General features: G+C 73.2%; 10 protein-coding genes. 3 read left to right on the forward strand and 7 right to left on the reverse strand.

What is annotated here, in order from left to right:
- Positions 1-118: 118 nt before the first annotated feature.
- Positions 119-925: an oxygenase MpaB family protein gene (locus ACH414_RS20955; protein WP_398943000.1), complete on the forward strand. Its 807-nt coding sequence runs from the start codon at positions 119-121 to the stop codon at positions 923-925.
- Here the strand turns inward: ACH414_RS20955 and ACH414_RS20960 are convergent.
- The 7 genes from ACH414_RS20960 to ACH414_RS20990 form a co-directional block, all read right to left on the reverse strand.
- Positions 894-2264, reverse strand: coding sequence for a GH1 family beta-glucosidase (locus ACH414_RS20960; RefSeq protein WP_398942852.1), 1371 nt, complete (start codon positions 2262-2264; stop codon positions 894-896). The two genes, ACH414_RS20955 and ACH414_RS20960, sit on opposite strands and share 32 nt — an antisense overlap.
- 82 nt (positions 2265-2346) lie before the next feature.
- Positions 2347-3174, reverse strand: a complete 828-nt coding sequence (locus ACH414_RS20965; RefSeq protein WP_382536699.1) for a carbohydrate ABC transporter permease — start codon at positions 3172-3174, stop codon at positions 2347-2349.
- Entirely contained in the window at positions 3171-4085 is a 915-nt protein-coding gene (locus tag ACH414_RS20970) for a carbohydrate ABC transporter permease (protein ID WP_398942854.1), read from the reverse strand. The genes ACH414_RS20965 and ACH414_RS20970 overlap by 4 nt, the downstream gene beginning before the upstream one ends.
- 94 nt (positions 4086-4179) lie before the next feature.
- Entirely contained in the window at positions 4180-5481 is a 1302-nt protein-coding gene (locus tag ACH414_RS20975; protein WP_398942856.1) for an extracellular solute-binding protein, read from the reverse strand.
- 201 nt (positions 5482-5682) lie between these two features.
- Positions 5683-6069, reverse strand: a complete 387-nt coding sequence (locus ACH414_RS20980; protein ID WP_398942858.1) for a hypothetical protein — start codon at positions 6067-6069, stop codon at positions 5683-5685.
- A gap of 125 nt (positions 6070-6194) precedes the next feature.
- On the reverse strand, positions 6195-7220 hold the full coding sequence (locus ACH414_RS20985; protein ID WP_382536687.1) for a LacI family DNA-binding transcriptional regulator: 1026 nt from the start codon (positions 7218-7220) through the stop codon (positions 6195-6197).
- Positions 7221-7372: 152 nt separating this feature from the next.
- Positions 7373-8911 carry a M1 family metallopeptidase gene (locus ACH414_RS20990; protein WP_398942859.1) on the reverse strand — a complete coding sequence of 513 codons (1539 nt, stop codon included), beginning with the start codon at positions 8909-8911 and terminating at the stop codon, positions 7373-7375.
- Positions 8912-9111: 200 nt separating this feature from the next.
- Here ACH414_RS20990 and ACH414_RS20995 point away from each other — a divergent pair, with 200 nt between their 5' ends.
- A complete protein-coding gene (locus ACH414_RS20995; RefSeq protein ID WP_391767906.1) occupies positions 9112-11118 on the forward strand; it encodes a Xaa-Pro dipeptidyl-peptidase in 2007 nt (668 codons plus the stop codon).
- Complete coding sequence (locus ACH414_RS21000) at positions 11115-12419, forward strand: M14 family metallocarboxypeptidase (RefSeq protein WP_398942861.1); 1305 nt, start codon at positions 11115-11117, stop codon at positions 12417-12419. Before ACH414_RS20995 ends, ACH414_RS21000 begins: the two co-directional genes overlap by 4 nt.
- The last annotated feature ends 39 nt before the right edge of the window (positions 12420-12458 follow it).

A 12458-nucleotide genomic window follows, 5' to 3' on the forward strand; every position in this document is an offset into this window, starting at 1 on the left:
CGGGGAGCTGAGCGGCGCGCGGACCCGTTCCTCCGTGGGGCCGCACCGCCCCGACCCCGCCCCGCCGCCCGTCGGCGGTGTCCTGTGGAGCATCGCCGGCGACGTCCGCGCCCTGCTGATGCTTCCCGCCGCCCTCACCATGCAGGTCGCCCACCCCGCCATCGGTGCCGGCGTCGACGCGCACTCCGTCTTCCGCACCGACCCCTGGGGCCGCGGCGAGCGCTCCCTGCGCTCACTCCAGCTGTGGATCTACGGAGGAGCGGACGCCGTCGAGGAGGGGCGCCGGCTGCGCACCCTCCACAAGGACATCCAGGGCACCGACGCCCACGGGCGCCGCTACCACGCACTGACCCCCGCCTACTACGCCTGGGTGCACGCCACCGGCTATCCCGTCTACCGGCACGGCCTGGGCTATCTGGCCCGCCCGCTCACCGAGGCCCAGGAGCGCGCCCTCTACGCCGAGTGGCTCCAGGTCGGCCGGGTGCTCGGCATCCACGACCGGGACATGCCGGGGACCATCGAGGAGTTCTGGCCGTACTACCGCCGCGTCCTCGCCGAGGAGCTGGAGGCCACGGCGGTCGTCCGCGAGCTGCTCGCCACCGACGCGCCCGTACCGGCCCCCGACCGCGGCCCCCTGCCCGTACGACTCGCCCTGCGGGCGCTGTGGCCGCTGCTGCGGGGGCCGTTCCTGCGGGCGCGGGCCTTCCTCACCGTCGGACTGATGCCGCCGGACGCCCGCGAGGCGATCGGCCTGGAGTGGACGGACGCCCAGGAGCGCCGGCTGCGCCGCTTCGCCCGGGTCGTGCGGGCCGTGGTGCCCGCCCTCCCCGAGCGGCTGCGCTATCTCCCGCTCGCCCGCCGGGCCCGGCGCGCGGCCCGGCGGGAGAACCGGGTCACCGGGACGGCAGCCCGTTCCGGGCGATGACCTCCCCGTACCAGCGGAAGCTGTCCTTCGGCGTGCGGCGGCCGGTCGGGAAGTCCACGTGGACGATCCCGAACCGCCTGCCGTAGCCGTGGGCCCACTCGAAGTTGTCGAGCAGCGACCACAGGAAGTACCCGCGCAGGTCCACCCCGTCGGCCAGCGCCCGCCGCGCCGCCGCGAGGTGCGCCGCCAGGTACGCCACCCGCTCGGGGTCGTGGACGCCGCCCTCAGGGTCGGCGTAGTCGTCGTACGCGGCGCCGTTCTCCGTGATCAGCAGCGGTACGTGCGGCAGCCCGTCCCGCAGCCTGACCAGCAGCTCGTACAGACCGTCCGCGTCCACCGGCCAGTCCATCGCGGTGCGCGGCCCCGGCAGCGGCACGAACCCGACGTGCCCGGCGGCGCCCGGCCACGGGGACGGAGTCGCCGAGCTGCCCGCCGCGACCACGGTGGGGGAGTAGTAGTTGACCCCCAGCGCGTCGATCGGCGTGGCGATCACGTCGAGGTCGCCGTCGTGGACGAAGGACCAGTCCGTGATCCCCGCCGTGTCGGCCACCAGGTCGGCGGGCAGGCGCCCGTGGAACACCGGGTCCAGGAAGATCCGGTTGCCGACGGCGTCGATCCGCCGGACCGCGTCCCGGTCCTCGGGGGAGTCCGTGTGCGGCCGCAGCGCGTGCAGGTTGAGCGTCAACGACACCTCGGCGGAGGCCGGAAGCGCCGCCCGCAGCGCCCGGGCGCCGAGCCCGTGCGCCAGGTTCAGGTGGTGGGCGGCGCGCAACGCGGCCCGCTCGTCGGTGTGCCCCGGGGCGTGCTCCCCGGAGCCGTATCCGAGGAAGGCCGCGCACCACGGCTCGTTCAACGTGGTCCAGGTGCCGATGCGGTCGCCGAGGGCCTCGGCCGCGCGCCCCGCGTACTCGGCGAACCGCTCCGCCGTCTCGCGCTGCGGCCAGCCGCCCGCGTCCTCCAGCTCCTGCGGCAGGTCCCAGTGGTAGAGCGTGGCCACCGGCCTGATCCCCGCGTCGAGGAGCTCGTCGGCCAGCTGCCGGTAGAAGTCGAGTCCCTTCTGGGAGACGGGCCCGCGGCCGCCCGGCAGGATGCGCGACCAGGAGAGCGAGAAGCGGTAGTCGGTGAGCCCGAGCTCCTTCATCAGGGCGATGTCCTCGCGCGACCGGTGGTAGTGGTCGGTGGCGATGTCACCGGTGTCGCCGTTGCGGACCTTGCCCGGGGTACGGCTGAAGGTGTCCCAGATCGACGGTGTGCGGCCGTCCTCGGCCGCGGCCCCCTCGATCTGGTAGGCGGCGGTGGCCGAGCCCCAGCGGAAGCCGGCAGGGAAATGAGCGTTCATGAGAGGGGAACTCCCGGTATCGGAGAAAAGGCACGGAAGACGGTCCGCACGGCCCAGCCCGGGCCGTGCGGACCCGCACGGCTCAGCCCTTGACGGCGCCCTGCATGATCCCGCCGACGATCTGCCGGCCGAGCAGTCCGAAGACCAGCAGGACGGGAAGGGTGCCGAGCAGGGTGCCCGCCATGACGACGGACTGGTCGTGGACGTATCCACCGCCGAGCTGGCGCAGCGCGACCTGCACGGTCGGCTCCTGCGAGGAGAGCGCGACGATCGGCCAGAAGAAGTCGTTCCAGGCGCTCATGAAGGTGAGCAACCCCAGCACCGCCATCCCCGGGCGGGCCACCGGCACCACGATCGACCAGAAGACCCGGGCGGTGGACGCCCCGTCGACCCTGGCCGCCTCGATCAGCTCGTCCGGCAGCGCCTGCACCAGGAACTGGCGCATGAAGAAGACCCCGAAGGCGGAGACGAGGCCCGGCAGGATCACCGACTGCAGCTGGTTCACCCAGCCGAGCTCGGCGATCAGCATGAACAGCGGGATCACCCCGAGCTGCGGCGGGATCATCATCGTGCCCACCGTGAGGGCGAGCAGCGCGCCCCGGCCGCGGAAGCGCAGCTTGGCGAAGGCGAACCCGGCGAGCGTGCAGCACAGCACCGTGCCGACGGTGATCGAACCCGACACCAGCAGGGAGTTGAGCAGCGCCTTGCCGATGTCGGCCTCGTCGAGGACCGCCTCGAAGTTGCGGATCAGGTTCGGCCCGGGCAGCAGGCTCGGCGGCACCTTCGCCAGATCGGCGTTGGAGCGGCTCGCGGCGACGACGGTCCAGTAGAAGGGGAAGCCGGAGACGAGGACGCCGAGGGCGAGGACGGCGTACGTGAGAACCCCGCCGCGACCGGTGCGGGCGCTCACGCCGGTGCCCCCGTCATCTCCTCGCGCCGTGGACGGCGTCGCGCGATCAGGGCGTTGGCCCCGACGAGCAGCAGGATCAGCAGGAACATCAGCCACGCCACGGCCGCCGCGCGCCCCAGGTGGAAGAAGCCCCAGCCCTGCTCGTACAGGTAGAGCCCCAGCGTCTGGTACTGGTGCGAGATGCCGCCGGAGACCGAGCCCTCGAAGAGCAGCGGCTCGCCGAAGAGCTGGGTCGCGCCGATCGTCGACACGATCACCGTGAAGACGATCGTCGGGCGCAGCCCCGGCAGGGTGACGTGCACGAACTGGCGCCACCGCGAGGCTCCGTCCATCTCGGCGGCCTCGTACAGCTCGGCCGGGATCGACTGCATCCCCGCCAGATAGATCAGCGCGTTGTACCCGGTCCAGCGCCAGACGACGATCGAGGAGACCGCGACCTGCGAGGCGAAGGTGCCGTCCTGCCAGTCGACCGGGCCCAGGCCCGCCGTCGACAGCAGGTAGTTGACGAGCCCGAAGTCCCGCCCGAAGAGCTGGGCGAAGACGAGGGTGGCCGCGGCGACGGAGGTCGCGTACGGCAGCAGCATCGCCGTCCGGAAGAACGTCCGCCCGCGGAGACGGTAGTTCAGCAGATGGGCGAGCCCGAGCGCCATCGCGAGCTGCGGGACCGTGGACAGCGCGCCGATGACGGCGGTGTTGCGCAGCGCCTGCCAGAAGAACGCGTCGGAGAGCAGGGCCGTGTAGTTCCCGAGCCCGCGCCACTCCATCGCGCCGGGATCCTGGAGCTCGACGCGGTGGAGGGAGACGAACGCGGTGTAGAGGAGCGGGAAGAGGCCGAAGGCGGCGAAGAGGGTGAAGAACGGCGCGAGAAAGGTGTACGGGGACACGCTGCGCCACAGCCGGGTGAGGGTCACGGTGCGGGGCCCTTCGAGGGGGTGGGTGGTGGTGGACGCGGCCCGACCGGGTGCGTCACGGCCCGGTCGGCGGCGGCCGGCCGGGGCGCGGTGCTCAGCCGATGGCGTTCTCGACCCCCTTGCGCGCGTGCTCCCAGGCCTCGTCCGGGGCCGTGCCCTTCCGCTCCACCTCGCTGAGCGCGTTGGTGATCTGGTCGGCCACGTTCTTGTCGTGGACCCCGAGCACCTGCACGGGCGCCGCCTTCGCCGCGTCACCGAAGAGACGCCCGATCGGGGCGCCGGAGAAGTACGGGTCGGTGGCGTCGGCGACCTGGGCGATGGCCCCCGTGGAGGAGGGGAAGTTGCCCTGCTTGCGGAAGAGCTTGGCCTGCTGGGCGGGGGCGGTGAGCCAGCGGATCAGCTCGTACGCCTCCTTCTTGTGCTTCGCCGTGCGCGGTACGGCGAGGAAGGAGCCGCCCCAGTTCCCGGCGCCGCCCGGGAGCTTGGCGATGTCCCACTTGCCCTTGCCCGCTTCGCCGGCCTGCCCCTTGATGTAGCCGAGCATCCAGGCGGGGCAGGGCAGGGTGGCGAAGGAACCGGCGGAGAAGGCCTGGTTCCACTGCGGGGACCACTGGTCGAGCTTGGCGCTCAGCCCGTCGCCGGCGGCCTTCACGGACGCGTCCCAGGCCCCGCGCACGGCCGGGCTGTCGGCGTAGACGAGCTTCCCGGAGGCGTCGTAGTAGCGCTCCTTCTGCTGCCCCACCATGACGGTGTAGAGGCTGCCCACGCTGTCGAGCCAGGCGCTCTTGCCGGGCGCCTTCGCCTTGTACTGGCGCCCGAGCTCCAGATAGCCGTCCCAGGTGGACCACTTCGCGGCGAGTTCGGTGCGGTCGGTGGGGAGTCCGGCCTGCTTCAGCAGGTCCGTGCGGTAGCACATCGCCTCGGGCCCGACGTCCGTCCCGAGCCCGAGCACGGCCCCGTTCGGTGCGGTGGCCGCGGCCCAGGTGGCGCTCGCGAACTCGCCCTTCAGGGCCTCGGCGCCGTACGTCCGCAGGTCCTCGAACCGGTCGCCCTGCTGCTGGGTGACGGACGCGATCCGCCCGACCTCGACCGCCTGCACGTCGGCGAGGCCGGCGCCGCCGGCGAGCCGGGTCTGGAGCGACTTCCAGTAGTCCTGCTCGTCCTCGGTGTCGGTCTGCTTGATGACGATCCCGGGGTGCGCCTTCTCGTACTCGGCGTAGAGACCGGCCTCCTTGTAGCCGAACGAACCGAAGAGGTCGATGCTGATCTCCACCTTCCCCCCGGCGGAGTCCGAGCCGGCGGCGCCTGAGCCGGACGAACACCCGGCGACCAGCGCCCCGACGAGAACGGCCGCGGCGGCGGCTTGGCGAACGCGGACCGAGCGGGCTGTGCGCATGGGGGGCCTCCTTGGCTCCTGACTCTTGAGAGCGCTCTCAAGACGCGTCAGGAGAGTGCCCGCCCCGCCAGGTTCCCGTCAAGAGTCGAAGAGGTAACGGCAGGAATCGAGGACGGAGTTGGCGGGGGCGGGAAGGAGGGGCGAGGGAGCGGGAAGGAGTGGGAGGGGGCGGGCCGGGAGAGGGGAGGGACGGAAGCGCGGTTACGCCCGGACTCCCGCCAGCCGGCGCCAGCGCGGCTGCTCCGTGACGAGCGTGGCCGCGGCCAGCAGGGTGGCGGGCACCGCTGCCCAGGCGCTCCAGGCGAGCCACGAGGAGACGACGGCGGCGACGAGCTGGAGCAGCACCAGCAGGATCGTGACCCGGCCGGACACCGCGACGATCACGTTGCTCTTGTCGCCGGGAGTGGAGAGGAGCGTCGGCAGGCCGATCAGCACCACCACGGACAGGGCCGCGAGCAGCCAGGAGCGTCCGGCCAGCGCCCAGGGGGTGGCGATCCAGGCGACGAGCTCGGTCGCGAAGCGCAGCACGGGGGCGGCGCGGTCGTCGGGGCGCCCCGGGGGCGTCTGCCGGTCGGCGGGATTCGTCATCCGCGGACGATGCCACAGCGCGGCGTGCCGTTCAACGGGCGACGGACGAGGGGCGACGGACGAGGGGCGACCGGCGACCGGCGGGTGGCCGCCGAGCGGCCGGCCGGCAGCCTCGCCGGATCCGTCTACGTCGTGGCGCGCCGGACCAGTTCGGTCGGCGTGATCAGGGGCTCCACCCGCTCGCCGTCGAGCATCCGCATCAGCTGGCGCACCATCAGGCGCCCCATGCCCTCGATCTCCTGACGGACCGTCGTGAGCGGCGGCGAGGTCGACTCGGCCACCGCCGGCATGTCGTCGAAGCCGACGACGGCCACGTCCTGCGGCACGCGCACCCCGCGCTCCCGCAGCACCCCCAGCGCGCCCGCCGCCATCAGGTCGTTGGCCGCGAAGAGCGCGTCGAGGTCGGGACGGCGCTCCAGGAGGGCGCCCATCGCCCGCGCCCCGCTCTCCCGGGTGAAGTCGCCATCGGCGATCAGGTCCGCTTCCCCGTCGGGGAGCTCGTCGCGGTAGCCGTGGAGCCGGTCCAGGGCCGAGGTCTGGTCGCGGGGGCCCGCGATGTGGGCGATGCGGTGCCGGCCGAGGGAGCGCAGATGGCGTACGGCCGCGCGGGCGCCGCCCCGGTTGTCGCAGTCGACGAACGGCACCTCAAAACCGCCGTCCGGGCCGGTCCAGCCGGGCCGGCCGCCGAAGACGGTGGGGACCCGGGCGTCGCGCACGATCGCGGGCAGCTCGTCGTCGTCGTGGAGGGAGAAGGCGAGCGCGCCGTCCACGTGCCCCCCGCCCAGATAGCGGGCGATGCGCTCGTGGTCGCCGGAGTCCTCCACCCAGAGCAGCACCAACTGGGCGTCGTGCGCCGTCAGTTCCCGGCTGATGCCGCGTATCTGGCGCTCGAAGAAGGGGTCCGAGAAGATCCGGAACTCGGGCTCGGCGATGATCACCGCCACCGCCCCGTTGCGCCGGGTCACCAGTGTGCGGGCGGCGTGGTTCGGGACGTAGCCGAGCTCGTCGACGGCCTTGCGGACCTTCTCCACCAGGGCCTCGCGCACGCCCGCGCCGCCGTTCACCACCCGGGAGACCGTCGCCCTGGACACCCCGGCCCGTGCGGCGACCTCTTCCAGGGTGGGGCGCCCGGCGGGCACGGTTTCGCTCAAGGCCGGCTCCTCGGGGCGTCGCGGCGGGTCCGTACTGACGCCAAGAGGGTAACCGCTCGGCCGCCCGCGGGTGACTCCCCGGGAAAGCGCTCTCACCGCGCCCCGCCCCGCCGGTCGGCAGGGCGGGGCGCGGTGGGCGCCGAGCGGCGGCCTCAGCGCGCGTCGTGGAGCGTGTTCGTCTCCGCGATCTTCTTCCACGACTTGGGCTGCACCGGCTTGGCCGCCTGCTTCTTCACCGTGCCCCGGACCGGACGCGACGCGGGACCCGTCGCGGGCGTCCGGCCGGCCCCGGCCGTCGTCGGCGCGGCCGGCTTCACCGGCTGGTAGAGCCAGGTGTCGAAGAGGCCCGCCAGCGGCTTGCCCGAGACCCGCTCGGCGTACCGCACGAAGTCGGACACGTGCGCGTTGCCGTAGGCGTGCTCCTGCGGCCAGCCCTTGAGGATCCTGAAGAAGGCCTCGTCGCCCACCTCGTTGCGCAGCGCCTGCAGCGCCAGCGCGCCCCGGTCGTACACGGCGGCGTGGAACTGGTCGTCCGCGCCCGGGTCGCCCGGCTTCACCTTCCAGAACGGGTCGTCGGCCGCCCGCGTCTGGTACACGTAGTCGGCGAGCTCCTGGGCCGTGCCCTCGCCCTCCTTCTCCGACCACAGCCACTGGCTGTAGCGGGCGAAGCCCTCGTTGACCCAGATGTCCTTCCAGTCGGCGACCGACACGCTGTCGCCGTACCACTGGTGGGCCAGCTCGTGCACGACCACCGAGACGTTGGCGCCGTTGGCGAACTGGCGCGGGCTGTAGAACGGCCGGGTCTGCGTCTCCAGGGCGAAGCCACTCGTCACGTTCGGCACATAGCCGCCGAGGGCGTTGAACGGGTACGGGCCGAAGACCGACTCCAGCCACTCCGCGACCTCGGTGGTGCGCTCGACGGAGGCGCGGGCCGCGCCGGCGTTGTCGCCCAGGTCCTTGCTGTAGGCGTTGAGGACCGGCAGGCCGTTCGCGGTCTTGTCCGTCGTGATGTCGAACCTGCCCACCGCGAGCGTGGCCAGATACGTCGCCTGCGGCTTGTTGGAGCGCCAGTTGTAGCGGGTCCAGCCCAGCTTCGAGGACTGGGACTGCAGCACGCCGTTGCTGATCGCCTGGAGCCCGTCCGGCACCAGGACGGACACGTCGAAGGTCGCCTTGTCGAGCGGGTGGTCGTTGGAGGGGAACCACCAGACGGCCGAGTCGGGCTCCTGCGCGGCGACGGCACCGTCCGGGGTGCGGGCCCAGGCGCTCCAGCCGCCTATCTTCAGCTCGGACGGCTTGCCCGCGTAACGGACCACGACGGAGATCGACTTGCCCTTCTCCAGCGGGGTCGCCGGGGTGACCTCCAGCTCGTGGTCGCCGGAGGTGGCGAACTTCGCGACGCGCCCGTTCACGCGCACCTCGCTGACCTTCAGACCGAGGTCGAGGTTGAAGCGCGACAGGTTCTGTTTCGTGGTGGCGAGCAGCGTCGCCGTGCCCTCGAGCACGTCGGTCGCGGGCTGGTACTTCAGCCGCAGGTCGTAGTGCGAGACGTCGTAACCGCCGTTGCCACTGGCGGGGTAGTAGGAGTCGCCGATGCCCGGCGCGCCCACCTGGAAGTCGGCGGCCGATGCCGGGATCGCCAGCAGCAGGCCGGCCGCGAGGGCGCTCGGAACGATGATTCTGCGGTGCACGGGTGCTCCCAAGTCGTGAGAATCGAAAGACGCGCGGGTGGTCGTCGGTCCTTGGCGAGACTATTCAGGCCCCCGACGCGCCGTCACGTCCAGGGCACCGCCTGTCACATGATCGCCATTCGGCCGACATGAACCCCGCGCACCTGATGTCCCCGTCGGCACTCTTTTGCTCCTGAGACGACCGGGGTACGTTCCGCCCCATGCCGATACGTGTGCGGAGAACCCGTAGAGCTCGTCTGTCGTGCAGAACCCTGGCCGTCGCCGCCACGGCCGCCCTGCTGGCCGCCCTGGCCCCGGTGGCCGCGGCCCAGGAGACCCGGGACGCCCTGGGCGTACGGGAGTCCGCGCCGGTCTACTCGTACACCGGCGCCGTCCGCGAGTCCGTCTGGGTCGACACCGGCCTCGACGCCGACGCCGACGGGCGCACCGACCGGGTCGCCGTCGACATCGTGCGGCCCCGTGAACCCGCCGCGGCCGGCCGGAAGATCCCGGTCATCATGGACGCCAGCCCCTACTACGCCTGCTGCGGCCGCGGCAACGAGGGCCAGCGCAAGACCTATGACGCCGACGGCAATCCCGTCCAGTTCCCGCTGTTCTACGACAACTTCTTCGTGCCGCGCGGCTACGCCTTCGTCGCCGTCGACCTCGCCGGCACCAGCCGCTCCGACGGCTGCGACGACGTGGGCGGACGCTCCGACGTGCAGTCCGCCAAGGCCGTCGTCGACTGGCTGAACGGCCGGGCCCGCGGCTACACCACCCGGACCGGCGCCGAACGCGCCCGCGCCACCGGCTGGTCCACCGGTGACGTCGGCATGATCGGCAAGAGCTGGGACGGCACCATCGCCAACGGCGTGGCCGCCACCGGCGTCGAGGGGCTGCGCACGATCGTCCCGATCGGCTCGATCTCGTCGTGGTACGACTACTTCCACTCCCAGGGCGCCCCGCTCTACGACGCCAACCCCACCTGGCTCTCCGACTACGTGGACAGCCCCGACGCCCGGGCCCGCTGCGGCGCCGTCCAGCAGCGGATCGCGAACGCCACCCCGTACAGCGGCGACTGGACCGCCGCCTGGAGCGAGCGCGACTACGTCAGGAACGCGGACAAGGTGAAGGCAAGCGTCTTCGTCGTGCACGGCCGGCAGGACCTCAACGTGCGCGCCAACCACTTCGGCCAGTGGTGGAACGCCCTCGCCGCCCACGGCGTGGAGCGCAAGATCTGGCTCTCCGAGACCGGCCACGTCGACCCCTTCGACTTCCGCCGCGCCGACTGGGTCCGCACCCTGCACCGCTGGTTCGACCACTACCTCCTCGGCTACGACAACGGCATCGACCGCGAGCCGGTGGCCGACATCGAGCGCGCACCCGGCCGGTGGACCACCGACCGCAACTGGCCGGCCGCCGGCACCGCGCCCACCGTGCTGCGCCCCACGACGGGCAGCGCCCCGGGCGTCGGCGGCCTCGGCCGCGCCCCGGCCGCACGCGGCGCCACCGAGCGCTTCACGGACGACCCGAGCCTGAGCGAGATCCAGTGGGCCGCCGACATCGACCGCACGACCCCCGCCAAGGCCGGCTTCAGCACCGCCCCCCTCAGCCGGGACCTGCGCATCTCCGGCTCCTCCACGGTCACCGTCACGGCCACCCCGACCACGAGCAGCGCGCACCTCAGCGCCGTCCTCGTCGACCTCGGCCCGGACACCATCCGCGCCTACGCCGAACCCGGCGAAGGCATCACCACCCTGACCGAACGCAGCTGCTGGGGCGCGAGCACCACCGGCGACAGCGCCTGCTTCAAGGAGACGCAGCCGCGCACCGCGGACGTCGACTACACGGTCGTCAGCCGGGGCTGGGCCGACCTCGGCACCTGGGCCGACCCGCGCGAGGGCCGGGCGCTGACCCCGGGACGCGCGTACACGATGACGCTGAAGCTGGCGCCCACCGACCACGTCGTCCCGGCCGGACACCGGCTCGCCCTCATCGTCGCCGGGACCGACAAGGACCTGCTCGACCCCCCGTCGACGACCCCGACCGTCACCCTCGACCTGGCCCGCAGCTGGGCCGTGGTGCCGCTGCTCGGCGGCGCGCGGGCCTTCGACCGGGCGACCGCCGGTGACCCCGCGCCGGCCGCCGGCGTTCAGCCCGGTGACGCCCCGGCCGGTGCCGCCGCACCCGCGCGGACCGGCGCCCCGATCCCCGGTGAGGCCCGATGAGAAGTCCCTTCCGCGCCCGACGGCGCGCGCTCACCCTCGCGGTGGGCGCCGCCGCCCTGGGCCTGCCGCTGCTCGCCACCCCGACCGAGGCGGCGGGCAGCGCGCCCCCGCCGCCGCCCCCGAGGACCGGATTCGAGTCCAGTGACGGCGCCGCCTGGACCACCGAGGCACAGGAGGACGCCTTCCTCGCCGCCGTCGACCGGGGCAGCCCGCGCCTGTCGCTCCGTACGATCGGCACCACGAAGCAGCAGCGCCCGGTGCGCCTGGCCACCGTCGGCACCGGCGCCACGACCGTGCTGCTCATCTGCTCCCAGCACGGGGACGAGCCGGCCGGCCGCGAGGCCTGTCTCAGCACCCTGCGGGACCTGGCGTACGGCCGGGACGCCGCGACCCGCGCCTTCCTGGCCCGTACGACGCTGCTCGTCGTGCCGACCGCCAACCCCGACGGCCGCCAGGCCGACACCCGGGGCAACGCCGACGGCGTCGACATCAACCGGGACCACCTCGCCCTGCGGACCGCCGAGGCGCGGGCGCTCGCCGCGGTCGTCCGGGACCGGCGCCCCGAGCTGGTCTACGACCTGCACGAGTACGGGGCGACGCCGCCGTACTACGACAGGGACCTGCTCGCCCTCTGGCCGCGCAACCTCAACACCGACCCGCGGGTGCACGACGAGTCCCGTGCGCTGTCGGAGTCGTACGTACGCCCCGCCGCCGGGCTCGCCGGGTTCAGCAGCGGCATCTACGGCATCTGGACCGACCCGCTGACCGGGAAGCCGGTCAAGCAGGTGGCGGGCGACGGGCAGGAGCGCATCCTGCGCAACACGGCGGGCGTCAAGCACTCCGTGGGTCTCCTGGTCGAGACGCGGGTGGACGCCCTCGACCAGGCCGAGCGCGACGACCCGGCGCTGAACCACCGCCGCCGGGTGACCACCCAGCACGCGGCGCTGCGCGGCCTGTTCGGCTACCTCGACGCCCGCCAGGGGCGGCTCGCCGCCGCCACCGCGGTGGCCCGGCACACCGGCTTCGCCGACCGGGGCCCGGTCCTGCTCGGCGGCGCGGACAACGACCCGGCCGAACCCGCCGAGATCCTCCGGGACCCGCCCTGTGCCTACCGTCTGACGGGGGCTCAGTACGCCGAGTTCCGGGACGAGCTCGAGCTCCACGGCGTGGTCGTGCGGCGCGAGCCGGACGGCGGCGCGCTCGTTCCGCTGCGCCAGTCGCAGCGCGCCCTGGTGGCCCTGCTGCTCGATCCGCGGGCGGCGTACGGCCTGACTCGGGGAGAGCCGGTGGAGAGCTGCTGACGATGCGGTGAGGGAGCGGTGACGAGCGACGTCGCGGCC

It is taken from the genome of Streptomyces sp. NPDC020422, assembly GCF_044386705.1.
Taxonomy (GTDB): Bacteria; Actinomycetota; Actinomycetes; order Streptomycetales; family Streptomycetaceae; genus Streptomyces.